The 23,044-nt window shown below is 63.8% G+C and carries 20 protein-coding genes and 1 riboswitch; of the genes, 9 read left to right on the forward strand and 11 right to left on the reverse strand.

Annotation, left to right across the window (positions count from 1 at the left end):
* The first annotated feature begins 65 nt into the window (after positions 1 to 65).
* Positions 66 to 827 (forward strand): VOC family protein, encoded by a 762-nt coding sequence (locus tag BANT918_RS13340; protein WP_101620708.1) that lies wholly within the window; start codon positions 66 to 68, stop codon positions 825 to 827.
* A gap of 35 nt (positions 828 to 862) precedes the next feature.
* Here BANT918_RS13340 and BANT918_RS13345 read toward each other — a convergent pair whose 3' ends face one another.
* The gene (locus BANT918_RS13345; protein WP_101620709.1) at positions 863 to 2,986 is read right to left on the reverse strand and encodes a RecQ family ATP-dependent DNA helicase; all 2,124 of its coding nucleotides are present in this window, start codon (positions 2,984 to 2,986) and stop codon (positions 863 to 865) included.
* Positions 2,987 to 3,222: 236 nt separating this feature from the next.
* A complete protein-coding gene (locus tag BANT918_RS13350; protein WP_101620710.1) occupies positions 3,223 to 3,702 on the reverse strand; it encodes a hypothetical protein in 480 nt (159 codons plus the stop codon).
* Between the two features lie 170 nt (positions 3,703 to 3,872).
* On the opposite strand from BANT918_RS13350, the gene BANT918_RS13355 reads away from it, so the two are divergent.
* Positions 3,873 to 4,472, forward strand: a complete 600-nt coding sequence (locus tag BANT918_RS13355) for a TetR/AcrR family transcriptional regulator (RefSeq protein WP_101620711.1) — start codon at positions 3,873 to 3,875, stop codon at positions 4,470 to 4,472.
* Positions 4,473 to 4,496: 24 nt separating this feature from the next.
* On the opposite strand, the gene BANT918_RS13360 is transcribed toward BANT918_RS13355, so the two are convergent.
* Positions 4,497 to 5,432, reverse strand: a complete 936-nt coding sequence (locus BANT918_RS13360; RefSeq protein ID WP_233430487.1) for an ArgP/LysG family DNA-binding transcriptional regulator — start codon at positions 5,430 to 5,432, stop codon at positions 4,497 to 4,499.
* A gap of 69 nt (positions 5,433 to 5,501) precedes the next feature.
* Between BANT918_RS13360 and BANT918_RS13365 the strand changes: the two genes are divergently transcribed.
* The gene (locus BANT918_RS13365) at positions 5,502 to 6,101 is read left to right on the forward strand and encodes a LysE/ArgO family amino acid transporter (RefSeq protein WP_101620713.1); all 600 of its coding nucleotides are present in this window, start codon (positions 5,502 to 5,504) and stop codon (positions 6,099 to 6,101) included.
* Between the two features lie 106 nt (positions 6,102 to 6,207).
* Positions 6,208 to 6,930 carry an AAA family ATPase gene (locus BANT918_RS13370; RefSeq protein ID WP_101620714.1) on the forward strand — a complete coding sequence of 241 codons (723 nt, stop codon included), beginning with the start codon at positions 6,208 to 6,210 and terminating at the stop codon, positions 6,928 to 6,930.
* A 64-nt stretch (positions 6,931 to 6,994) separates the two neighbouring features.
* On the opposite strand, the gene BANT918_RS13375 is transcribed toward BANT918_RS13370, so the two are convergent.
* Complete coding sequence (locus tag BANT918_RS13375) at positions 6,995 to 9,172, reverse strand: YhgE/Pip domain-containing protein (protein WP_101620715.1); 2,178 nt, start codon at positions 9,170 to 9,172, stop codon at positions 6,995 to 6,997.
* A 60-nt stretch (positions 9,173 to 9,232) separates the two neighbouring features.
* The gene (locus BANT918_RS13380; RefSeq protein WP_101620756.1) at positions 9,233 to 10,075 is read right to left on the reverse strand and encodes an ATP-binding cassette domain-containing protein; all 843 of its coding nucleotides are present in this window, start codon (positions 10,073 to 10,075) and stop codon (positions 9,233 to 9,235) included.
* Positions 10,076 to 10,324: 249 nt separating this feature from the next.
* Here BANT918_RS13380 and BANT918_RS13385 point away from each other — a divergent pair, with 249 nt between their 5' ends.
* Positions 10,325 to 11,425 (forward strand): tellurite resistance/C4-dicarboxylate transporter family protein, encoded by a 1,101-nt coding sequence (locus BANT918_RS13385; protein ID WP_101620716.1) that lies wholly within the window; start codon positions 10,325 to 10,327, stop codon positions 11,423 to 11,425.
* 266 nt (positions 11,426 to 11,691) lie between these two features.
* Here the strand turns inward: BANT918_RS13385 and BANT918_RS13390 are convergent, their stop codons facing one another.
* From BANT918_RS13390 to BANT918_RS13400, 3 genes are all read right to left on the reverse strand, one after another.
* Complete coding sequence (locus BANT918_RS13390) at positions 11,692 to 12,252, reverse strand: DUF805 domain-containing protein (RefSeq protein ID WP_101620717.1); 561 nt, start codon at positions 12,250 to 12,252, stop codon at positions 11,692 to 11,694.
* 230 nt (positions 12,253 to 12,482) lie between these two features.
* Entirely contained in the window at positions 12,483 to 13,766 is a 1,284-nt protein-coding gene (locus BANT918_RS13395) for an MFS transporter (protein ID WP_101620718.1), read from the reverse strand.
* Positions 13,767 to 13,896: 130 nt separating this feature from the next.
* The gene (locus tag BANT918_RS13400) at positions 13,897 to 14,373 is read right to left on the reverse strand and encodes a MarR family winged helix-turn-helix transcriptional regulator (protein WP_101620719.1); all 477 of its coding nucleotides are present in this window, start codon (positions 14,371 to 14,373) and stop codon (positions 13,897 to 13,899) included.
* A gap of 165 nt (positions 14,374 to 14,538) precedes the next feature.
* A riboswitch (FMN riboswitch) is annotated at positions 14,539 to 14,667 on the forward strand.
* 114 nt (positions 14,668 to 14,781) lie between these two features.
* Here BANT918_RS13400 and ribD point away from each other — a divergent pair.
* The 4 genes from ribD to ribH all read left to right on the forward strand — a co-directional run bounded on the left by ribD (position 14,782) and on the right by ribH (position 18,585).
* Positions 14,782 to 15,852: a bifunctional diaminohydroxyphosphoribosylaminopyrimidine deaminase/5-amino-6-(5-phosphoribosylamino)uracil reductase RibD gene (gene ribD, locus BANT918_RS13405; protein ID WP_101620720.1), complete on the forward strand. Its 1,071-nt coding sequence runs from the start codon at positions 14,782 to 14,784 to the stop codon at positions 15,850 to 15,852.
* Positions 15,853 to 15,894: 42 nt separating this feature from the next.
* A complete protein-coding gene (locus tag BANT918_RS13410) occupies positions 15,895 to 16,650 on the forward strand; it encodes a riboflavin synthase (RefSeq protein ID WP_101620721.1) in 756 nt (251 codons plus the stop codon).
* A complete protein-coding gene (gene ribB, locus BANT918_RS13415) occupies positions 16,643 to 18,040 on the forward strand; it encodes a 3,4-dihydroxy-2-butanone-4-phosphate synthase (protein WP_101620722.1) in 1,398 nt (465 codons plus the stop codon). The genes BANT918_RS13410 and ribB overlap by 8 nt, the downstream gene beginning before the upstream one ends.
* A gap of 74 nt (positions 18,041 to 18,114) precedes the next feature.
* A complete protein-coding gene (gene ribH, locus BANT918_RS13420; protein ID WP_101620723.1) occupies positions 18,115 to 18,585 on the forward strand; it encodes a 6,7-dimethyl-8-ribityllumazine synthase in 471 nt (156 codons plus the stop codon).
* 111 nt (positions 18,586 to 18,696) lie between these two features.
* Here ribH and poxB read toward each other — a convergent pair whose 3' ends face one another.
* From poxB to BANT918_RS13435, 3 genes are all read right to left on the reverse strand, one after another.
* Positions 18,697 to 20,412 carry a ubiquinone-dependent pyruvate dehydrogenase gene (gene poxB / locus BANT918_RS13425; protein WP_101620724.1) on the reverse strand — a complete coding sequence of 572 codons (1,716 nt, stop codon included), beginning with the start codon at positions 20,410 to 20,412 and terminating at the stop codon, positions 18,697 to 18,699.
* A 172-nt stretch (positions 20,413 to 20,584) separates the two neighbouring features.
* Positions 20,585 to 21,748 carry an MFS transporter gene (locus BANT918_RS13430; protein ID WP_101620725.1) on the reverse strand — a complete coding sequence of 388 codons (1,164 nt, stop codon included), beginning with the start codon at positions 21,746 to 21,748 and terminating at the stop codon, positions 20,585 to 20,587.
* Positions 21,745 to 23,013, reverse strand: coding sequence for a Wadjet anti-phage system protein JetD domain-containing protein (locus BANT918_RS13435; RefSeq protein ID WP_101620726.1), 1,269 nt, complete (start codon positions 23,011 to 23,013; stop codon positions 21,745 to 21,747). The genes BANT918_RS13430 and BANT918_RS13435 overlap by 4 nt, the downstream gene beginning before the upstream one ends.
* Between the last annotated feature and the right edge of the window lie 31 nt (positions 23,014 to 23,044).

Genomic DNA, 23,044 nt, shown 5'->3' on the forward strand with positions numbered 1-23,044 from the left:
ATTGATTCAACACAACCCCACCCGCGCTGAGCACGCCCTGCCAACCGCAATGTTGAGGAGCCGCAATGCCTGAGAATCTCCGTGCAGGACAGCCTGTCTGGATCGATTACACGTGTCACGATTTCGAGTCCACGACGACGTTCTACTCTGAGATCTTCGGTTGGGAATTCGAGGATCAGGGACCAGATTTCGGCCACTACAACATGATCACGAAGGATGGAGCAGCTGTCGGCGGTGCCATGCGCGCTGTGAACATGGACGGCACACCGAATCCGATGATCCCGGCGATGTGGACGACCTACCTGCACACCGATGACATCGCGAGCACCTACGCGGCAGCGCTCACCGCGGGAGCGGCTCCCATCGCCGAGCCGATGTCCGTCGGACCACTGGGCCAGATGGCAGTCATCACCGATCCCACGGGTGCGAGTGTGGGCATGTGGCAGCCGGGCGAGTTCACCGGCTTCGACACTCCGCTGACGCCCGGGACTCCGGTGTGGTTCGAACTCATGACGGTGAACTATCCCGTCGCCACCGAGTTCTATCGGAATGTCTTCTCCTTCGACCTGGTGGCGATGGAGGGTTTCCCGTATTCGACGCATGGCGCCGAGGAGAATTCTGTGGCCGGCATCTGCGACGCCAGCGAGTGGACTCAGGTGTCCTTCTGGCGTGACTACATCAACGTCGGCGATGCCGATGCCACCGCGACAAGGGTGGGCGAGCTGGGCGGCAAGGTGCTCGCCGGGCCCGAAGATTCGCCGTATGGCCGCATCGTGACGGTCACCGATCCGGAAGGGGCTACGTTCCAACTCCAGCAGGATCCGTGAGCGCTCGCGTCTGAGTTTGATTCCGTCAGCTGGCCTCAGCCCCGCAGCGCCAAGGCGAACGGCAGAACCGCGGTGGCACCCGCCTGCCGGAGCAGTCGTGCGCCGATGGCCATCGTCCAGCGGGAGACCACCTCATCGTCGACGAGCAGCACCGCCTTTCCGGCCACTGCCTCTTCGACCTCGGGCGGGACGACGAACGCGTCATAGAGATCCTTGACCCGGAACGCGCTGTTGACCTCCGGGCTGCCGTGCTCATGGACCTGCAGGAGTTCGCCGCCGTCGATGAGCCTGCCCGCAGATGCCAGATTGGCTGCCAGTGACCTCACCGTGGTCGGCCTTCGCGCACTCGGGACCGAGACGACGACTTCGGGGCGGATCTCCCAGTCCCATTGGCCCAGGACCTCGAGGCACCATTTGCCGATCTGTGCCGGCACCTCCGCGTCGGCAGCGTCCGGAGCGAGGAACGATCGCAGAGCCTGCCCCTGCCCCAAGTCGCTGAGTCGTGCGATGGCCCGGCCTTCGGCAGCCAACTCTCCTGCTGGAATGCGGCCCTTGAGCGGAACTCCGATGTTGGCCATGCCGCTGGGCCAGGTGCTGCGCGGGTCGATGGGCAGACCGATACGATGCAGAGTCCCTGCCGTTGCCTGCCTGTTCTCGTCTGAGATCTCGGCAGACCACCAGACTCCGGCACAGTTATCGCAGCGCCCGCAGGGTTTGGGCTCTGGGTCGTCGAGCTGACGAATGAGGAACTCCATCCGGCACTCGCGCGTGGATTCGTAGTCGAGCATCGCCTGCGCTTCGGCGGCGCGCACCGCGGCGACCTTATCGTAGCGCTCCTGGTCATAGACCCATCCGCGCCCGGTCGAAATATATCCACCCTTGATCTTGGTGACGGCGTCCTCGACCTCGAGAGTCTTCAGCAGCAGTTGCAGACGGGTGCGTTTGGTGCCGACAAGGGTCTCCAAGCGTGCCACGGACAGTGGCCCGTCCGCCTCGGCGAGGGCCTCAAGCACGGCGTTGGCATCAGACTGGCTGGGCATCGAGGCGGTGGCGAAGTAGTTCCAGATCTCCTGGTCTTCGGCGCCGGGCAGGAGCAGGACATCGGCGGAGTCCGTTGCACGACCGGCGCGACCAACCTGTTGATAGTAGGCGACGGCAGACGATGGGGCACCGATGTGGATGACGAATCCGAGGTCGGGTTTGTCGAAGCCCATTCCCAACGCCGAGGTGGCCACGAGCGCCTTGAGCCGGTTGTCCTTGAGCTGCTGCTCGAGTTCGGCCCGCTCCTCGGAATCGGTGCGGCCGGTGTAAGCACGGACCTCATGCCCTTGTTCGCGCAGGATGCGTGTGATGTCCTCGGCGGCACTGACCGTAAGCGTGTAGATGATTCCCGAGCCGGTGAAATCGCCGAGGTGGGACGTCAGCCAGGCGATTCGGCCACTCGCGTCGAGGCCCGGCAGGACCCCCAGCCTCAGGGAGTCACGGGCAAGTTCGCCGCGGACGACGGTGGTGTCTTGGCCAAGCTGTTCGGCGACGTCGGTGACGACGCGGGAATTGGCTGTGGCTGTTGTGGCCAAGACCGGGGTGTTGCCGGGAAGTTCGGACAGGATGTGTCCGATGCGTCGGTAGTCGGGGCGGAAGTCGTGGCCCCAGTCGGAGATGCAGTGCGCCTCGTCGACGACGATGAGGCCCAGGAAGGCCAGGAGCTGCGGCAGGACTTCGTCGCGGAACTGGGGGTTATTCAGCCGCTCGGGTGAAACGAGCAGAACGTCGAGGCTGCCGGCCCTGAGGTCGTCAAGGACGGAGTCCCACTCGGTGACGTTGGAGGAGTTGAGGCTGGCTGCGCGGACTCCGGCGCGTTCGGCGGCGGCGATCTGGTCGCGCATGAGAGCCAACAGCGGGGAGATGATGAGGCTGGGTCCGGTGCCCGCCGCGCGCAGCATTCTGGTCGCCACGAAGTACACCGCAGACTTGCCCCACCCGGTGCGCTGGACCACGAGGACTCGCTTCTTCTCCACGACGAGGTCGCGGATCGATTCGAGCTGACCGTCGCGGAACTGTGCCTCGGGGTTCGCGGTGAGTTCGGCCAGGATGCGCTGCGCCGCAACGGCGAATTCGTCGGCGTCGATGGTCGTTGCAGTCGGGGTGGATTCGGTCATGGGCACAGTCTAGATGCCCGCACTGACGCGGCAAGAGCCGTTTCGCGCAAGGCGTCTCACACGGCGCCTTGCACCCGCAGCAGTCGCGACAAAAGGAAGTTTTAGGCCGATTCCGAGGCCGAAAATCGGACCATAGTTTCCATTAGTCACTGGTCCCGCCCGGCCCGCCCGTCGCACCCGGCGCGCCCGTCGCGCCCGTCGCGCCCGTCGCGCCCGTCGCGCCCGCTCTCGACCTGTCACCTCAGGGCGAGGTTGACTCCGAGGGTGGCGAGGACGCCGAAGAGCACGCCCCAGAGGATGATCGAGATGATCTGCCAGAAGGCCACGGCATTGCGGTTGGCTCCGAAGCCGACCATCGCCATCGAGGTGATCTGCGATGGCAGCAGAGTCTGCCCCAACAGCGAGACGCCGGGGACGCCGAATTTGTCGAACATGCGCTTGAGTTTCTGCCGCTTCTGGGAGGACTCGTCGTCCTTGGTCCTATTCTTCGTCGCTTTGTCGCGGATTGCCCCTGCACCGTAGACGAATGCGAGCATCGAAAGCACGTTCCCGATGATGGCCATGAGGATCGCGACCACCGGATTCAGACCGATGGCGACGCCGATGACAGACCCGAAGTAGGACTCGACGAAGGGGATCGCGGAGACGAGCATGATGCCCGCCCACTGCAGCCAGTCGGGGATTGAACCGGCGAATCCTTGGATACTTTCGATCATGCGAGGTTCCATTCTCATCGGGTGAAGTCTCGGTCGAGGCGCTCACCTGCTCAGCACACCCGACACTCTTAGCACATCGCACCAGCACAGCGTACTAGCACGTTGTACTATACAGTGAATGGCAACGATGCGCGACACCGAAACAACGCATGGAACCGAGAGGACCACGAATGTCCAGACGCGATGACATCATTTCGGCGGCGATCCGGCTGGCAGAGCAGTCGGCTCCCGGCCAGGCCAACCTCAGCGTGCGAGAGGTCGCCAAGGAAGCCGGAATCGGAGCCTCAACACTGCGCCACTACTTCCCCACCCAGTCCGATCTGCACGAAGCGATCGCTCGCGATTCAATGGACACCGCAGTTCAGGACTTCTCGATCACAGATCCCAGCCTCGATCCGGCCGATCGTCTCTTTGAGTGCTGCGCGCAGTTCCTTCCCACACACGAACACCGCGATATGCAGCTCGAGCTGTGGCTCACGATGCACATCAGCGCCCTTGGGCCCGAACGCCGTGCGGTGACCCGACGGCTCCTCGAATACGGCCACAACTTCACCTATGAGTGCCTGCATCGGTGGCTCGGGATCCTGGCCGAGGAAGGTCATATCGACCCCGCCGAGGTGGCTTCCACATCCACTGCGCTGTTCACCATGCTCGATGGGCTGGCCCTGCACTCGATCGTGACCCCGGAGCGCGTGACCGTCGATGCCGCGCTCGATCAGCTCAGGTGGCTGATCGCGAAGGTACTCGAACCAGCACCCGATCCGAAATGATCGGCGCGCTGATCCAGCCGACCATCACCGCATCTGCACGGCCGACCGATGGAGCGCCTCGGTGAGACGGCCGAGTTTCTCCGAAGCGAGATTCCAATGGTGCCAATAGAGCGTGACGTCGATGTTCGGCTCGGACGAGAGCGGCACGAGGTCCCTGCTGAGATCTCCCAGCTGCATGATCGGGATCAGCCCCCACCCGACCCCCGCCTCGACTGCGGCCGCAAATTCCCAGGAGCTGGGCACCACCGACATCGGCGGGATCGTCGTCACTCCGGCGCGCCTGAGGTAGGTGAACTGGAGGTCATCGTCCTTGCCGAAGTTCACCATTGGCAGGGACCCGAGGTCCACCTCGGCGAATGATCCACCGCCAACGTCGGCACCGTGCTTCGTGAGCAGACCCTTCGTCGCGACGGCGACGTAGCGCATCGAACCGAGCTTCTGCACCTGGGTGCCGTAGCCGCCTGCCTCCGCCGAGGTGATGGTGCCCAGCACCTCCCCCGAGGTCAGCAGCGGCAGGGCTTTGTCTTGGTCGGCGACCTCGATGCGGATGACGATATCGTCCCAGCCGGCTACCTCGGCGAAGATCGGGCGGAACCATGTCGAGAGCGAATCGGCGTTGACACCGATGCGCAGCACCGTCGGCACCCGCCTTCTCTGATCAGGCCCTTCACCGTTGTCCTTGCCGATGCCGTCGGGCGCGTCGATGTCGATGCCGTGCAGTCGATCCATGGTTTCGGACTCGAGGAGCTCGACCTCCCGCGCATATTTCAGCACCGCCTCCCCCGCCTCGGTGACGGTGATCGGGTTCGTACGGCGAATGAGCACCTGCCCGATGCGGGATTCGAGGGTGCGGATGCGTTGGCTCGTCGCCGATGGCGTGACACCCAGGACGAAGGCTCCGCCTTCCACCGTGCCCTCGTCGACAACAGCAGCCAAGGCTTTGACATGATCGATGTTCATTAAGCCATTGTGCATCACATGAAGATTCTGTTGTTTTTCTTATCTGCTTTCGCGTCATAGTCTTTTCGGGTGCTCACTCATCTCATCAGCGGAACCCTTGCCGGTTGGTCGCTCATCATCGCCGTCGGCCCGCAGAATGCCCTCGTCCTGCGCCAGGGGATTCGACGCGAGCACCTCGGCGTAGTGCTCACGATCTGCATCCTCGCCGACATTCTGCTCATCGGATCGGGCACTGTAGGCATCGGTGCCATCGTCCTGCTTGCACCGTGGGCCCTGGAGATCCTGCGGTGGCTGGGGGTGGCCTATCTGCTCTGGTACGCGTGGGGCAGCCTGCGCTCGGCACGCGAAGCATCGGGGCTCGAAGCGGACACGCATCAGCGCAGCCTGAAATCCATCATCGCAACGACTCTGGCGCTGACCTTCCTCAACCCCGGGGTCTACCTCGACACCGTCGTCATGCTCGGCAACCTGGCGAATCAGCAGGGGCCCGGCGGAGCATTGCCGTTCACGATCGGGGCGATGTTCGGGTCTCTCACGTGGTTCCTCGGCATCGGCTACGGTGCCCGCGGCCTCTCGGGCTACCTTGCCAGGCCGCGCGTGTGGCAGGTTCTCGACGTGATCATCGCGCTCGTGCTGGTGATCCTGGCGGCCCGGCTCGCGTTCGGGTAGCGGCTATATCGAGCCGGGATCATCGGCGCGTCAGCCATCTTCGCCAGTTGCCGCACAGTCGTTGCCCCTCATTGTCGTGTCCGTGCCGGCGACTACATTCGGACACATGGACCCTCGTGTTGACCTGCCGCTGCGATCCGTGACCAAGCACGCGCACTCTCCGCCAGAGCTCAGCCAATGGCTGCGCGACCTTCCTGCGGTCCGTGACTTCCTGGATGGCTTCGAGTTCGAGCGCACAACCGTCTTCGTCGGGGAGAACGGCTCGGGCAAGTCAACGCTCATCGAAGCACTGGCCACAGCCCTCGATCTCCCGCACGGAGGCGGTACGGGATGGGAAGTGCGAGACCACGCCGAGGAGGTGCCCGAACTGAGCGAGCACGTGCAGATCGTGCGTGGTGCCGCTGCCAAGCGCGGCGCATTCTTCCTCCGCGCCGAGACCATGCACGAGAATATGGCCTATCTGATGGAGATCGGCGCGGGTCGCGGCCACCACTACTCGCAGCAGTCTCACGGCGAGATGTTCATCGAGATGCTGTCGGGGAAGTTCTTGGACTTGGGACTATGGGTCCTCGACGAGCCGGAGAGCGCGCTGTCCTTCACCGCCTCGCTGACACTGCTGCAGCTCATCCGACAGCGAGAGCGCGCGGGGCGCCAGACCATCATGGCCACCCACTCCCCCGTCTTCACCCGAGCCGAGGGAGCCAAACTCGTCGAGGTCGGCGAATGGGGGCTGCGCGAATCCACATGGGATCGACTCGACATGGTCGACCACTGGAGGCGCTTCCTGCATGAACCTCAGCGCTACCTACGGCATTTCGATGAAGGGTGAATGTCTCCCCTCACCGAGGTGGCTGTGCCCGCTAACGCACCGCCGCCTTGGCGAGGGGTGAGCGCTACAGCGACAAGCTCGGGTGCAGCTGGGTCAGCGTGACCATCCGCTTCCGGCCGCAGACGAACATGGTTGCCACCAAAGCGATCGCAGTCATGAGCAGCAGGACGACTGCAGCCTGTGCGGCGATGAACATGTCCCCACCGGCGATCAGGGTCCGCAGGCCGTTGACCGCGTGGGTCATCGGCAGGAACGGCGAGATGATCTGGAAGATACCAGGTGCTGTCTGCACCGGATAGGTTCCGCCCGCCGAGGCGATCTGGATCATGAGCAGAACCAGGGCGACCAGCCTGCCGACACCCCCCAAGGCCGCGACGCAGAGCTGGTGGACCGCGTGGAAGCTGGCTGCCACGAGGATCGAGAACAGCAGGGTCCACACCCAGGCGCCGGCGGAGAAGTCGAGGGCGAAGGCGAGCACTCCGTAGAGCACCGCCACTTGGGCTATTCCGAACAGGATGCCGGGCACGTAACCAGCCCAGGCGATTCGGGAAGACTTCGCTGATGACATCAGTGCGCGGTAGGGGATCGCATTGATGACCATATAGGTGATCATGCCGCCGATCCACAGGGCGAGAGAGACGAAGAACGCGGCCAAGCCCTCCCCGTAGGCATCCACTGCGTTGTCCTTGTGCTTCTCGGCATCGACGGGCAACGCGACGACGTCCGAGCGATTCTCGCGGTCGGATTTGTCATAGGTCGGGATCTGCTTGAGCCCCTCGGCGAGCTTGTCCGCGAGCTCCTCCGAGCCGTCGACGAGCTTCTTCGCGCCCTTGTCGAGGTCATCGGAGCCGTCCGCGAGCTGCGAGGATCCGTCCTTGAGATCGGCCACGCCCGTCTTGGCCTTCTCGGTGCCGTCCTTGAGCGAGATGACGCCGTCGTTGAGGTCTCCGGCGCCCTTGGCCAAGTCGCCCGCACCGGTGTCGAGTTTGATGAGTCCCGAATGCAGGTCGTCGGCCCCGGTGGCCACCTTCTGTGCACCGTCGTCGAGTTTGCCGATCTTCTTGTCGGCGTCCCTGATCTTGCCCATGACGTCATCAACGGCATCCTTGACCGGATCCTCGAGATCCTTAGCCTCATCTGCTGCCTTCGACGCCCGTTCGTGGGCCTTGTCGAGATCTCCGCCGAGGTTGTCCATGTCGTCGGCGAGTTTCGCCACGTTCGGATCGTCGGGGTAATCTTCGCGCAGCTGTGCAACTCGGTCATCCACGTCGCCGCGCACCGTCTTCCGCGCCGAGTCGAAGTCGTCCTCCGCCTGGTTCAGCTTGGGTCGTGCTCCTTCGACGAGGTCGCCGGCGCGATCCCGCAGGTCCTCTGCCTTGTCCGTGGTCTCGTCCGCCGTGTCACGCAGCTGCGAAGTTCCATCGGCCACCTGTCCGGCTCCGGTCGACAACTTCTTCGCGCCGTTCTTCGCCTCGGTGGTGCTCCTGGCCAGCGTATCTGCGCCGGTCTTCAGGTCGCCGCTGCCCTTCTTGAGCTTTCCGGCTCCGTCGTCGAGGTCACCGATGCCGGTCTGCAGCTTGCCGACTCCCTTGTCGAGGGTATGTGCTCCGTCGGAGAGTTCGCCCGTTCCGTCGTGGAGATCGACTGCACCGTCGTTGAGCTGGGTTGCACCGTCGACGGCTTTCTCTGTCGAGGAGTGGATGTCGTTGAAGCCGAGGTAGACCTCGGAGACGTATTCGGACGTGGTGGTCTCGTTCAACCCTGATTTGATCTCGTTGAGGATGGTTCCTGCCATCTGTCCCACGATGTAGTTGTGCGCATCGTCGGTGCGCAGGTTCAGTCCTGCCTGCTCGGGATCGTCCCCTCCCGTCGAGACGAGTCGCTCGGAGAAGTTCGAGGGAATCTCGAGGACCGCGAAGTACTTGCCTTCGGCAAGGCCGTCGTTGGCCTCCTTCAGCGACGTCTCCTGCCAATCGAATCCGCCTTCACCTTCGGGGGTGATCTGGTCAACGAGCTCATCACCTGCGTGAAGCTTCTCGCCGTCCGAGCTGGGCTTCTTCGCGCCTTCGTCAGTGTTGACCACGGCGGCCTGGAGTTTGTCGAGGTTATCGGTCGGCGCCCAGTTCGAGGCCAGGTACAGACCGCCGTAGATCGCGGGGATGACGGCAACGACGATGATCGCCAGGCGAGTGATCGTGTGTCGTTTGAAGCGAGAGAGTTCGAGCCAAGGCAGAGAGAACATCGCAGAAACACCTTATTATCGGATCAGATTCGAAAAGCTTGCGGGGATGGGATGGGCCGCTCAGTGGCGGGGGTGCTGAGTGAGGAGCAATTCGCTCACCGAGGTGGGCGAGACCTCTGAGCGCAGTGCATCCATGACGAGGTCGACGTCGGAGGAGTCCTCACAGGAGACGATCACTGTGAGCGGACACTCGGGGTCGCGTGTCCGGCGCAGTTCCTGGTAGATCAGGATTGCTGCCCAGGCGCGGGCGCGATCCTGCCGCTCGCGCAGATAGTCGATGTTGTCGAGCACGACGACCGGTGCCTGAGCGATGCTGGCCAGACTGAGCTCGAGGAGGAACTTCTGCAGCCCGCTGAGTTCGGAGACGAAGGTCTTCCCTTCGTCATCGATGAGGAAATCAGCATCTTTGGCATCCGCCGTCGAAAATGTCCCAGCAGGCAGGCGGTCGATGACCTCGGTGGCGGATTCGAAGGTGTTGCGAATGACGTCGATGACCTCGCGCAGGGAGGACTTCGACACCCATGGCTTGTACCAGGGCTGAAGCATGATCAGCCGTTCGGCAATGTGCTGGGCGAGGGTGAAATCGTCCTCGAGGTCGGTGAGCCCGGCGACATGACCGACGCTGACCTGCCCGCGAACGCGACGGGTCTGTTTCCGGATATCGAGTTCGCCAACGTGGCCCTCACCGGAGGTCACTCGCATGCGGCCCGCGATTGAGAGGAGCAGGGATGTCTTGCCGGCTCCGGCCGCGCCCTGGATGATCGCGATCGAACCCAGGGGTACGTCGAGGTCGATTCCGGAGAACACGTCTCCCTGCTTGCCCGACATCCCCCAATCCCGGAGGCTGACTAGGCTCACCGCTTGTTCTGTCTCGTCGGTGAGCGTCTGTGAATTGCTCTGCATTCCTGTTGCTCCCACTGTGTGCGACTGTGTCGACCGATCGTGCTGGCCAATGACGTCGGGAACGCGAGTCTGGCGCGCTCCACTTCCCAGCACATTACGCCACATGGACCCTGTCGCAGGCGCTCCGTCTGACGCATGTCAAGTTACCCATAGGTAACTATAGTGATCGAAGCTGAACATGCGCTCGAAAACGCCGCAAATGTCTGTAATCCCACAAATTGCAGATAATAGATAATAGAGCAATGAGCAATGAGCAATGAACAGACGAGCCTGACATACCTGCAGAGCACGTGGGGGCTGAGCCCGGCCACTGTCACCCCTGGATGCTTCGCCTCCGTCATGGCCACCGGCATCATGTCGATCGGTGCTCACCTCAAGGGGCTGACAGCGCTCTCGACCGTTCTATTCTGGCTGGCTGTGGTCCTCTATGTCTTTTTCGTGGTGCTCGTCATCTGGCGTGCCTGTTCGCACACCGCTGAGATGCGCGCCGATCTCCACAATCCGTCGAAGGCCTTCGGCTACTTCACGTTCGTCGCAGCGACGAACGTGCTCGCGACTGCATTGGAGGGGCAGTCTCACTTCCGCGTCGCCCTCGCGTTCTTCAGCCTCGGCCTCCTGGCCTGGCTGATTCTTGGCTACCTCATTCCCTTCTCGGCCATCCTCGGCTCGACCACCTCACCCATACTCACGCAGGTCAATGGAACCTGGTTCGTCTGCGTGGTGGCAGCTCAGTCCGTTGCGGTCGCTGCGTCCGGGCTCATGGCTGAACTTCCCGCCCCCGCCGCCGACGCGAACTTCGGCGCCGTGCTCGCAGTCATCGCCGTCATCGCCTGGAGCGTCGGCGTCGGCATGTACCTCGCCTGCGCTGTCTTCGTGGGCGTGAGGGCACTGCTCCACCGGATCGGCCCCGAGGACCTCGACGCCCCGTACTGGGTGATGATGGGCGCGCTGGCCATCTCAGTCGTCGCGGGATCGAAGATCCTCGAAGGAGGCACCTCCCCGATCTTCGCGGCCACCACCGTCATCATCGCGGGCGCCTCGGCGATCCTGTGGTCGATCTCGACCTGGCTCATCCCTGCGCTCGTCATCGCCGGTATATGGAGGCACGTGCGCCACCGCATTCCCTTGGGATACTCGGCCGGGCTGTGGAGCATGGTCTTTCCGCTCGGAATGTACTCCGTGGCGAGCACAAGCGTGGGGCAGGTCGACCAGATGCCGATCATCTCGTGGATCGGCGCTCAATGGTACTGGATCGGATTGACCGTCTGGGCCATCGTCTTCTGCGCAATGGTGTGGTCATTCGTACGGTCGACGAACGCACGGGCTTCCTCCTCACTCGCGTCGAGCTGAGTGTGGCCCAATGGAGCATCACGCCCAGTCAGCTCCACACCTTCCCTCCGCAGCAGTATGTTTTGGTACCCCCAGGGCGCTAAGCGAAACGGACTGCCTGAGTTGGCAGCTGTGGTGCCATACGGCACGGAGGGTATGACTTGGCAATCACTGTGCGGCATTGAAAAAGCTACCGCATGCAGGGTGTGCATGCGGCAGCTTCAAGCCTGATCGAGCGACGGGTCACTCACAGGAGAGATCGTGCTCAGACAAGAGTGCTCAGACGATCAGACGTCGAAGCGCTGGCCCTCAGGCTTGGAAGGCAGGAGCTCCAGGACGAACAAGATCAGCCCGCCGACTCCGGGGATGAAGATGAGGAAGAAGAACGGCCCGGCAAAGTTCGCATCATGCAGACGACGCCATGTGATCGCCAGGTTCGGGATGATCATGGCGAGACTGATGAGGCCGCTGAGGCCATAGCCGATCAGTCCAATCACCATGCCTGGCCCTGAAGTCGCCGCCTGCGCAGCGGCCGGGTCATATGGATCGACTGCTGCCGCAGAACCTGCCGACATTGCCACACCGACAATGATCAGCACCATTGGAATGAGCTGAACCAGGAAAGTGAACAGTGCCATCCACCAGAATTCGCTGCGCGATGCGCGGCCGGAGAATGTGGCGTACTTCTTGAAGAAGCGCTTGACGGCCTGGCCGAAGGATGCGCCGTAGAGCGGAAGGGAGAGATCGTCGGGGCTGGCGGCCCCACGGATCTGAGCACCAGGGCCCATGGCACCTGGACCGGTGGCACCGGGGCCTGCGGGATATGCGCTGTTCGCGTCGTAGGACATGGTGACCTTCGTGTTAGGGAAAATATCGTCTCTGCACAGGAAGTGCGATATCAATTGTGCTACACGAAGTCCGAGTTCCTCGTATTGATCATGTTCCAGACCTGGAACGTGAGGTGAATCATCGGCAAACACCACAGCGCCCGGGAAGCTCAAGCTTCCCAGGCGCCACCGATGATTCGCCTCAGATGGATATTCGGATCAGTCGATCCCTCACCAACGATGCGTTCAGCTCAGGCGTCGCCCCCAGTCAGGGCATAGGCCTCGTCGACAGGAGCTTCGTCGATGTGACCGTCGACCCGACGCAGGGCCTTCCATCCGATCACGATGACCACGACAGACAGGAGCACCACGCCAGTGCCGAAGAAGTACGGTGCGCCGGTGCTGATCGACTCGGAGACAACTCCGGCCACGACCGGAGCCATGGCACCGCCGATGAAGCGCACGCCTGAGTATGTGCCCGAAGCGACGGGGCGAGGCAGGTCGCTGACCTCCATCGCCGATTCCGTGAAGACGGTGTTGAGGACACCCAGAATCAGTCCGGCCACGATCACACTGACGATGATGCCGACGAAGGATTCGACGAGGAATCCCATCACTGCCAGCAGTGCGGCGAGCGCGATCAGTGCGACGACGAGGCTGCGGCGACGGCCCAGACGCTTGGTCAGCAGAGGTGCACCGAAGACCGAGGTGATGGCCACACACATTCCCCATCCGAAGAACACGTAGCCGAGACCCATGGCCCCGAAGTCTTCGATGCCGGCCTTTGCTGCAGCCGCTTCAACAGGAAAGGGACTGTAGGCCAGCAGAATGAAGAAGCCGAAATTGTACAGCAGCGCGGCGATGCCGAGCACGAGGACACCGGGGCGTGCGAGGGCCCGGAAGGTGGCACTGAGCTTGATCGGGTCGGCCGAAGCTGTGAGGCCACCGGCGCCGGACTTCCCACCCGGCAGGAGGATCACGATGGCAATGAAGCCGATGGCCATGAGGACGGCGGTGCCGAAGAACGGTCCGCGCCAGGAGATCCCTCCCAGCAGACCGCCCAACAGCGGACCGGTCGCAATGCCGATGCCCAGGGCGGCCTCGTAGAGGATGATCGCCTTCTCGGCACCGCCGGAAGCCGCACCGACAATGGTCGAGAGCGCAGTGGAGATGAAGAGTGCGTTGCCCAGCCCCCATCCGGCGCGGAAGCCGATGATCTGGTCGACGCTGCCAGAGAAGCCTGCCAAGGCGGAGAAGGCGACGATGAGGATGAGGCCGATGAGCAGCGTGGTCTTCGCGCCGATCCGGGAGGAGACGAAGCTGGTGAAGAACATCATGCCACCGGTGATGAACAGATAGCTGGTGAACAGCAGCATCGACTGCGACGGCGATGCGTGGAGTTCGGCGGAGATCGCGGGCAGGATCGGGTCAACCAGCCCGATGCCCATGAACGCGATGACCGCGGCGAACGCGACTGCCCATACTGCTCGTGGTTGACGCAGAATAGATGCCTCCGCGCCCTCCTCATCTTTCATCTGTGCTTCATTACCTGGTGAGACGCTCATTGCTGTTCCTGCGCACCCTTTCGTCGATCTGTCGTGATTTGTTGTCGTTGGTCTGATGTGATCGTCAGCTCGATCTGACTACCGCCGAGTCGGGGCGTCGTCAGCCGGACTGTGCCTCGTCCTGCTGGACCTCATCGGCATCCACGGGATGCTGCTCCTGCAGATACTGCGAGACCAGCCCCAGCGCCCGATGGACGCTGAGCCTGTCCTCGGGAGTCAGAGCCTCGAAGTAGGGCTCCATCCGTTCGACCAGAACGGTGCGATTCTCGGCCAACCTTGCGCGGCCAGCCTCGGTCAGCGAGAACTGTGACGCCCTTCTGTCACTGAGGCTGGCTTCACGCAGAACGTAGCCTGCCTCCTCAAGCCGGGCCAGGACCTTCGTCGCCGCCGGCTGAGAGCACAGATACCCCTGCGCAAAATGGCCTACTCGAACAGGCTGGTACTGCTCGACAACGCCGAGTGCACGCAGCGTGACAAGTTCGCCTTCGTTGCCGACGACTCTCCTCAGCGCCCTGGTCAGGCGCGAGGAGACGACGACAAGACCAGTGACGAGCTCCGCCGAATCAACATCATCCATAACTCAGTTATATACCTTAGTTATGCAATATCGCAAGGTTGCACCCCACCATCAGAGTTGCCACCGCTCGCGAGAGCGCCCTTGGCGGGAAGGCGACAGGGCACCTGCTGCTGTCGTGTGATGGATGTCATGGGCGCCTCGGCGAGAGGCGTGCTAATCTGTGGTCACATGTTCCGGGGACGGTGAAAATCCGTACCGGCGGTGACAGTCCGCGAACTGTCTGCATTCGTGCAGGTGGTTGACTCGGTGAAATTCCGAGACCGACAGTAAGAGTCTGGATGGGAGGAGCATGGCGACTGCGGTCGCTGTGGTTCGGTGCATCCCAATGCGCTGTCGCACACGTCCGCGCGCTTTTGATAGTTGCACCCGCAATATCCTCCCGCCCGACATCGGCTGGGAGGTTTTTTCATGCAGGCGGGGTTCACCGATCTCGAAACGACCGCGATGTCCGCAGCTCTGCAGGCTGCGCGAAACGGCCACCGGGGCGCAAATCCGCTGGTGGGAGCCTCGATCCTGACGAGGGACTCGCAGATCGTCATCGGCCATCATGCAGGAGTGGGCAGTCCCCACGCCGAGGTGGACGCCATCACCACTGCCATCGACCTCGGCGTCGACCTCACCGAAACCACCCTGTTCGTGACCCTGGAGCCGTGCAACCACACCGGCCGGACCGGGCCGTGCGCCCAGGCGATCATCGCTGCTGGGATCCCCGATGTCGTCTTCGCTCTGCCAGATTCGAACGATGTCGCTGCCGGCGGTGAAGCCACCCTCGTCGAGGCGGGGATCCGGGTCCGCTCGGGCCTGGGCCGCGACGAGTCGCTGGCTCTCAACGCCCGGTGGCGGCGTGCCGTCGACGCCGAGCGTCCGTTCGTCACGGCAAAGATCGCGCAGAGTCTTGACGGCATGATCGCAGCCGCCGACGGGACCAGCCAATGGATCACCTCGGCGGAGTCGAGGGAACATGCGCATCAGTTCCGGTCCCGGGTCGGCGGGATCCTCGTCGGCACCGGAACCGTCCTCACCGATGACCCGCGACTCAATGCCAGGGACCCCGCCGGTGAACCGCTGGAGTCACAGCCGGCTCCCATCGTGCTCGGGCTGACGTCGCTGCCACCGGAATCCTTCCTCGCGCTCAACCCCGACACGATTCACCTGCGCACACGCGACATCACGGCTGCGCTGGGCGAACTGCATGCCCGCGGTATGCGGCACATCCTCGTCGAGGGCGGCCCCAGCGTACTCGGCGCCTTCTTCGCCGCCGACGCAGTCGACGAAGTCTTCTGCTATCAGGCGCCCCTGCTGATCGGTCCGGGGAAGTCCAGTCTCTCGGGCATGAGCACTTCGACGCTGAGCGAGGCCATCAGCCTGGTTCCCGACGAGACGGCCGAACCTGCAGTGGAGCGGCTTGGACCTGATGTGCTGCTGCACTTCGTCACTGACGGCACCAGCCTCGGCAGCACTGACAACTACACCATCTGAGACACCATCAACTCACTGACCGCACACTCACTCGGAGGGCACATGTTCACCGGCATCATCGAAGAGCTCGGCACCGTCGCAGCCATCGACCACTTGGACGATTCGGCTGTCATCACCATCGACGCCGAGGGGCTCGTCGACGACCTCGGTCTCGGCGGCTCACTGGCCGTCAACGGGGTGTGCCTGACCTCGGTCAGAACCGGCGATGCCTCGCCTCCAGGCAGTGCGACTGCCGAGTCGCCTGGCACCTCCGGCGCGGAGTCGTCTGGCAGCCTCACCGCGGAAGTGCCTTGCCCCTTCATTGCCGAGGTGATGGGTGAGACCCTGCGTCTGACCGGGCTGGGAGCCTTGCGCCCCGGGGACCGGGTCAACCTGGAGAGGTGCACGCCCGCCGCAGGGCGCTTCGACGGTCATGTGGTGCAGGGACATGTCGACGGCTGCGGTGAGCTGCTGAGCCGAGACGACTACGGCCAGTGGTCGACCCTGCGCATCGGAATCCCCTATTCCCTCGCCCCCTACACCGCCATCAAGGGCTCCATCGCCCTCAACGGTGTCTCGCTGACGCTGACCGCCGTATCCGAACCCACCGAGGCCAGCGCCTGGGTCGAGGTCGGGCTCATCCCGGCCACTCTGACCCACACCACGTTCGGCGACCTGGCCCCCGGTAATCCGGTCAACGTCGAGGTGGATGTGCTCGCGAAGTACACCGCCCGCCTGCTGTCGTTCGGAACCACCCCAGATACGACCACAGTCTTCAACTCAACCAACGCCACCCGACAAGGAGCCGACCATGGCTGAGACCACCCCCACAGGCGCGCGGCTCGATCCGGTCAAGGACGCGATTGCGGCGTTCGCTGCGGGCCAGCCCATCGTCGTCGTCGATGACGAGGACCGCGAGAACGAAGGCGATCTCATCATGGCCGCCGAGTTCGCCGAGGCTGTGACCATGGGCTTCTTCGTCCGCTACACCTCCGGTGTCATCTGTGCGCCCATGGAGGCTGAGCGTGCTGCCGCGCTGGACCTGCCGCCCATGGTCTCAGCGAATGAAGACCCGAAGGGAACCGCCTACACGATCAGCTGCGACGCGGTCGGCGTGACCACCGGAATCAGCGCCGCCGAGCGTGCCCTGACCGGACGCCACCTTGCCGCAGCAGTCCTCGATCCGGCATCGATCACGCGCCCCGGTCACGTGTTCCCGCTCATCGCAAAGTCCGGTGGAGTCCGTGAACGCCCCGGCCACACCGAGGCTGGAGTCGAGTTCGCTCGCCTGGCCGGGGCCACTCCCGTGGCGATGATCGGCGAGGTCGTCCACGATGACGGTTCGATGATGCGCTTTGACTCCCTCCGTGAGTTCGCCGATGCTCATCAGCTCGTGATGGTCTCGATCGAAGGACTCATCGACTACCTGAACGAAGCGGATCGCAAAGGCACTGTGAATGCTGAGGTCAGCTCGGGAACCGAATCAACGGTTCACGGTTCGACGCATGAGCCGGGTGCGAACCCGCGTGCGATCGAGGCCTCGGCAGAGGTGCCGCTGCCGACGAAGCACGGGAGCTTCAGAGCCCGCGCATTCACGATCGACGGGCACGACCACCTCGGCGTGTTCTCCGGAGTGGACTCTGCCGCCGTTGGCGATGAGTCGACAGCTCAGGAGTCTTCACTGAGGGGGCCCGCTCCTCTGGTTCGGGTGCATTCGGAGTGCCTGACTGGGGACGTCTTCGGGTCTCACCGATGCGACTGCGGAGAACAGCTGGATCTGGCGATGCACCGGATTTCCGAGGAAGGCGGGGCAGTGATCTACATGACCGGCCACGAGGGCCGCGGAATCGGGTTGAGCAACAAGCTCCGTGCCTATGCTCTGCAGGATCAGGGTCTGGACACGGTCGACGCCAACCGTGAGCTCGGCTTCCACGACGATGACCGTGACTACCACGCAACCGCGGAGATCCTGCGCTCGATCGGCCTGGCCCGCATCCGCCTGCTGACGAACAACCCGGACAAGACCCGGGCGCTCGAATCGCTGGGGATCACGATCGAGGCCGTCGTTCCGCTGGAAATCCCAGCGCGACCGGAGAACTCGAACTACCTGAACACCAAGCGCGAGCGCATGCACCACAGACTGACCCTGCCCTCTGTGGTCGGCAGCGCCACCGCCTCGGCGCCCATCGCTGAGAAGCACCACTGCTGAGCAGCTGCTTCACTCACACGCACTGCTGACCACTGATTTCCCGGCCATCACGGCCGCTACGAAAGGACCTCACCATGGCACACTCCGGAGCACCCGAGCTCACAGTCTCCGCGGCAGATACTCGAGTCGCCATCATCGCAGCATCCTGGCACACACAGATCATGGACGGTCTGGTCGACGGAGCCCAGCGGGCAGCCACCGAAGCCGACGCCCAGACCACCCTGATTCGAGTCCCGGGAAGCTTCGAACTGCCTATGGCTGCTGCACGACTGGCTCCGCACTTCGACGCGGTCGTCGCGCTTGGCGTCGTCGTCCGCGGCGGCACTCCGCATTTCGACTATGTGTGCCAAGCTGCCACGGATGGGCTGAACCGGGTCGCCATCGACTCCCGCAAACCGGTCGGATTCGGAGTGCTGACCTGCGACACCGAACAGCAGGGACTCGATCGCGCCGGTCTCGAGGGCTCCCAGGAAGACAAAGGCCACGAAGCGATGACCGCCGCCCTGGTCACCGCGCAGGCTCTGGCGGAGTACCCGATCGTGTGAACTAGCCCAACTCAAACGCTGGCCGCGACGAGCGTAAGCGTAGGCGCCAAGCGACTGTGTGCCCGCGAGCGCGAGCCTCAGCGACTGCTCGACCGCGCCCGCGCCCGCGACTCAGAACAGCTGGCGGATGTTCGTGCGCGCCAGGTCGATGAGCTCGTCGCCCTTGCCGGAGAGCACCGTGCGAACGGCGTAGAGAGCGAAGCCCTTGGCCTGTTCCGCGGTGATCGTCGGCGGCATTGACAGCTCCTGCCGTTCGGTGACCACGTCGAGCACCGCGGCACCGTCGTAGGCGAGGAATTCACGCACGACCTTCGGCAGATCCTTCGACTTCTCGACGCGGAAGCCCTTGATGCCCACCGCCTCGGCGATGGTGGAGAAGTCGGGGTTCGACAGCTCCGTTCCGAAGGTGACGAAGCCGGCGGCCTTCATCTCCAACTCCACGAAGTTCAGCGAGGAGTTGTTGTAGACGACGGTCTTGACCGGCAGTTTGTTCTGCGTCAGGGTGATGAGCTCGCCCAACAGCATGGCAAGGCCACCGTCTCCGGCGAGCGCGATCGTCTGCCGGTCCGGATGGGAGGCCTGGACGCCGACGCTTTGGGACAGGGCGTTGGCCATGGAGCCGTGGCTGAAGGAACCGATGAGTCGGCGCTTGCCGTTCATCGTCAGGTACCTGGCAGCCCACACCACGGGTGAGCCGACGTCGGGGATGAACACGGCATCGTCGTCGGCCATCTCATCGATGAGGCGAGTCAGGTACTGCGGGTGGATGGTCCGCTTCGACGGGGTTGCGAGTTCGTCGAGATCCTTGCGGGTCTTACCGTAATGCTTGGTCATCGACTTCAGGTGAGCGCTGCTGCGGCTCGGTTTGATCAGCGGCAGGAGCTCGCCGACGGTGTCAGCCACGGTGCCCACCAGACCGATGTCGACGCGGGTGCGCCGTCCGATCTGGGAGCCTCGCACGTCGGCTTGGATGACTGTCGCGTCGTCGGGGTAGAACTGCTGGTAGGGCAGGTCGGTGCCCAACATCAGCAGAGTGTCGCAGTCCTTAAGCGCATGGTAGCCCGAAGAGAAGCCGAGCAGACCGGTCATCCCCACGTCGTAGGGGTTGTCGTATTCGATGAATTCCTTGCCGCGCAGCGAGTGCACGATCGGAGCCTGCAGCTTGGATGCGATGGCGATGAGCTCATCGTGGGAGCCTTGCGTTCCGGCACCGGCGAGGATCGTGACCTTCTTGCTCTTGTTCAGTGCTTTCGCAGCCTCTTCAAGCTGGGATTCTGCGGGGATCACACGGGGCGCATACGACCGGACCACCTCGGCGGCGGCAGAGATATCGGCGAGTCCGACGTCACCGGGGATGACGAGGACCGCGACACCGCGCTTCTCGATGGCCTCACGCATGGCGATGCGCAGCAGGCGCGGCATCTGCTCCGCGGTCGCCACGTGCTCGACGTAGACGCTGCATTCGCGGAACAGCTCGGTCGGGTGGGTCTCCTGGAAGTAGTTCGAGCCGATCTCATCGCTGGGGATGTGAGCGGCGATGGCGAGCACCGGCACACGAGAGCGCTGGGCGTCGTAGAGACCGTTGATGAGGTGGAGGTTTCCCGGCCCGCAGCTGCCTGCACACACGGCGAGTTCACCAGTCAGTGCGGCCTCACCGCTGGCGGCGAAGGATGCCGCCTCTTCGTGGCGGACGTGGACCCATTCGAGCTGCGGGTTGACGCGCAGCGCATCGGTGAAGCCGTTGAGCGAATCTCCGGGGATCCCGTAGACCCGCTTGACTCCGCTGGCCACGAGCGTATCGACAATGTTTCCGGCGACGGTGGGCATAGGATTCCTTCCGTTGGAACACGTGGAGCTCTCACAGCTCCGGGGTGGACCTCCGTCAGCATCCCCGTCAGAGTGCCGACACAGGCTGGTACCGCGGTTTCAGTCTACCCCCGAGGTCAGCGGTCTGCGGGTGTGAAGTCAGAGACAGCACGAGAACCCACCATCGGTGCTCTCACGTCTTCGCCGACAGCACCGTCGCCCCGGTCAGCAACGCAGCCATCACGATCGCCATCATCGGATAGCCTCCGACGACGCCGGCCAGTGCGGGGCCAGCGACGGGAGCCAGTGCAGTGCCGACGGTGATGGGGGCGACGAAGACTCCGTTGATCGCCCCGAAGTTGGCTGTCCCCCACCTATCGGCGACAGCAGTCGCCTGCAGCAGGGTGATACATCCGCGCACGCCGCCGGCGAGCATGCCGAAGCCGATGAGCAACCAGATCGGTCCGGGGACGAAGGCCAGGAGCCACAGTCCGATCGCCCCACAGGCGAACAGCAGCACAGTCCTGGCCCGCGAGGTGGTGTGGCGTTCAAGGGCGGGGTAGAAGATCCGTCCGGCCACCTGCCCGAAGCCGACGAGCCCGAGGGCGATGGCTGCGAGCCCGTATGCGGCGCCGCGCTCAATGAGGAGCGGGATGATGTTGATCGTCACTGCGAAGAGGGTGAAGGTCGACAGGGCAACGGCGAGCTGCAGGAGGATGAAACGATTCGATCGTGTGATCGTGCGGATCTCGGCCCGCGATGGGGTCCGTGATTGTCCGGCTGCCACGTCGGTCCATTTCCGGTTGAGGAAGAACAGATGCATCGGCAGTGCTGTGACCGCCAGGATTCCGGCGAGGACGACGTAGGTTGTGCGCCAACCGCAGGAATCGATGAGCCAGGCGATGAGCGGTGCGAACACAGTTGAAGCAAGCCCGCCGACAAGGGTGATCGTCGTCAATGGTTTGACCCGGTCTGCCCCATACCAGCGGGTGACGACGGCGAACGCCGGCGGGTAGAGCGTGGCCGCCTGCGCGAATCCCGCGAGCACCCAGGCAAGGAAGAAGACGATGAGGTTCGGTGCCGCCGCCACGAGCAGCAGCGCCACAATGCCGATGACCGTTCCGAGACTCATGAGCGCTCGTGGACCGTGGGAGTCCAGCAGTCTGCCGACGCGCACACCGGCGAGCGCCGAGACGATGAGACCCATGGTCAGTGCTGCGGTCACGGTCGTCTGACTCCAGCCCATGTCGGCAGAGATCGGCGTCACCGCCACCGGCAGAGAGTAGTAGAGCAGGCCCCAACTGACCAGTTCGGCAATGCACAGAGCGGCCAGCCCGCCGCGGGGCCGGTCGGTCACCCCTGTTCCCCCGCCGAGGTGGTCGGTTTCTTCGTCGATGCGCCAAGCTCCTCCACCGAGGTGGTCAACCGGTCCAGCACCGTGCCCCAGGGGATCCGCTCCTGTTCGAGGCGGACATCGCCCTCGGTGCGCAGGCGGGCGAGCGCCCGAGCCTCTGTACCGGTCAGTTCCGGGAACTTTCCCGCGTGTGGTTTCGGCTCCTGCACCCACAGGTCTTTGTGATCGATGAGTGTGCCCTCGTCCATGAGCGTCGATTTCACTCCCGGCAGGTGGGTACGCAACCGCGAGAGGATCGCGAAGCCGTGCGAATCGAGGTCGCCCCAGTAGATGATGCGAGCTCCGTGCACCCAGGCCAGGCGGGCGACATTGTCCACGGCATAGCCCGAGCCGTGCACGGCTACGGCGCTGGTCCAGGCGGGCATGGCGAGCACAGATTCGAGGTTCTCGAACACGAAGACGAGCCGCGGCGCGATTGTCAGCTCGCTCAGTTGGGACACGGGCGCGGTGATGTCGGCCAGACCTGAGGGTGCGAGACTCGGGTCGAGGATGCGCATTCGTATCCGCGGTTGGGCGTCGAGGACGTCTATTGCATCGGGTCGCCTGGTTGCCTCCAGCAGTGCCGTGACCAAGGAGCGGTGCGTCTCGAACCATTTCGAGTCGACTCCGCGGATCGGCAATTGTCTGGGCCGCAGGGTTCCCACAGGGTGATCGCGCAACCATTCGACAACATCGAGGAGGGTGTCGAATTCGGCCTGTCCGAGTCCGAGGATCCGTTTCGTGTGAGCCGTGATCGCCGAGGCGGCCGTGGGCTGGCCGTCAAACCGTGACCGGATCGTCACGGTCCGGTCACGCAGCCGACGCCACTGTCGTGCATCGTCCCCGCCGACAAAATTCGCCACAGCCTCCGGGGTTCCCAGCCGCAGGCGCAGTGGGATCTGTTGACGGCCAACCCGCGCCCAGGAGCGCTCGGTCCAGTCGATGACCGGATGACTCAGGTTCTCCGGCTTCGAGCCACCGGCATCGGGGCTGGCGATCTTCCGCCAGCTCCCGGCCCATTCCATTGCGGCCGGCTGGTCCTGAAGCACCTGTTTCTCCGTGGGCGGGTGCAGGGCGATCTCGACGACCGCCGCGGTGGGAGCACTGACCTCGGAGCCCTCGTCTGGGCTGGTGCCGATCGGTTCATGCCGGGTGGCCCAGGTCGACATGGATGAGCGCAGGCGGTTGCGGGCCTTCGCCCGCGCCTCAGCGACGGTGAGCATCGTCATCGACGCCTCACCTGGTCAGTCCTCATCGACG

It is taken from the genome of Brevibacterium antiquum CNRZ 918 (assembly GCF_900169145.1).
Classification (GTDB): domain Bacteria; phylum Actinomycetota; class Actinomycetes; order Actinomycetales; family Brevibacteriaceae; genus Brevibacterium; species Brevibacterium koreense.

What these genes read in the sequence shown, in the direction of transcription:
- BANT918_RS13340 (WP_101620708.1), top strand. Translation starts at nt 66, where the DNA reads ATGCCTGAGAATCTCCGTGCAGGACAGCCTGTCTGGATCGATTACACG.
- BANT918_RS13345 (WP_101620709.1), bottom strand. Translation starts at nt 2,986, where the DNA reads ATGACCGAATCCACCCCGACTGCAACGACCATCGACGCCGACGAATTC.
- BANT918_RS13350 (WP_101620710.1), bottom strand. Translation starts at nt 3,702, where the DNA reads ATGATCGAAAGTATCCAAGGATTCGCCGGTTCAATCCCCGACTGGCTG.
- BANT918_RS13355 (WP_101620711.1), top strand. Translation starts at nt 3,873, where the DNA reads ATGTCCAGACGCGATGACATCATTTCGGCGGCGATCCGGCTGGCAGAG.
- BANT918_RS13360 (WP_233430487.1), bottom strand. Translation starts at nt 5,432, where the DNA reads ATGAACATCGATCATGTCAAAGCCTTGGCTGCTGTTGTCGACGAGGGC.
- BANT918_RS13370 (WP_101620714.1), top strand. Translation starts at nt 6,208, where the DNA reads ATGGACCCTCGTGTTGACCTGCCGCTGCGATCCGTGACCAAGCACGCG.
- BANT918_RS13375 (WP_101620715.1), bottom strand. Translation starts at nt 9,172, where the DNA reads ATGTTCTCTCTGCCTTGGCTCGAACTCTCTCGCTTCAAACGACACACG.
- BANT918_RS13380 (WP_101620756.1), bottom strand. Translation starts at nt 10,075, where the DNA reads ATGCAGAGCAATTCACAGACGCTCACCGACGAGACAGAACAAGCGGTG.
- BANT918_RS13385 (WP_101620716.1), top strand. Translation starts at nt 10,325, where the DNA reads ATGAGCAATGAACAGACGAGCCTGACATACCTGCAGAGCACGTGGGGG.
- BANT918_RS13390 (WP_101620717.1), bottom strand. Translation starts at nt 12,252, where the DNA reads ATGTCCTACGACGCGAACAGCGCATATCCCGCAGGCCCCGGTGCCACC.
- BANT918_RS13395 (WP_101620718.1), bottom strand. Translation starts at nt 13,766, where the DNA reads ATGAAAGATGAGGAGGGCGCGGAGGCATCTATTCTGCGTCAACCACGA.
- BANT918_RS13400 (WP_101620719.1), bottom strand. Translation starts at nt 14,373, where the DNA reads ATGGATGATGTTGATTCGGCGGAGCTCGTCACTGGTCTTGTCGTCGTC.
- ribD (WP_101620720.1), top strand. Translation starts at nt 14,782, where the DNA reads ATGCAGGCGGGGTTCACCGATCTCGAAACGACCGCGATGTCCGCAGCT.
- BANT918_RS13410 (WP_101620721.1), top strand. Translation starts at nt 15,895, where the DNA reads ATGTTCACCGGCATCATCGAAGAGCTCGGCACCGTCGCAGCCATCGAC.
- ribB (WP_101620722.1), top strand. Translation starts at nt 16,643, where the DNA reads ATGGCTGAGACCACCCCCACAGGCGCGCGGCTCGATCCGGTCAAGGAC.
- ribH (WP_101620723.1), top strand. Translation starts at nt 18,115, where the DNA reads ATGGCACACTCCGGAGCACCCGAGCTCACAGTCTCCGCGGCAGATACT.
- poxB (WP_101620724.1), bottom strand. Translation starts at nt 20,412, where the DNA reads ATGCCCACCGTCGCCGGAAACATTGTCGATACGCTCGTGGCCAGCGGA.
- BANT918_RS13435 (WP_101620726.1), bottom strand. Translation starts at nt 23,013, where the DNA reads ATGACGATGCTCACCGTCGCTGAGGCGCGGGCGAAGGCCCGCAACCGC.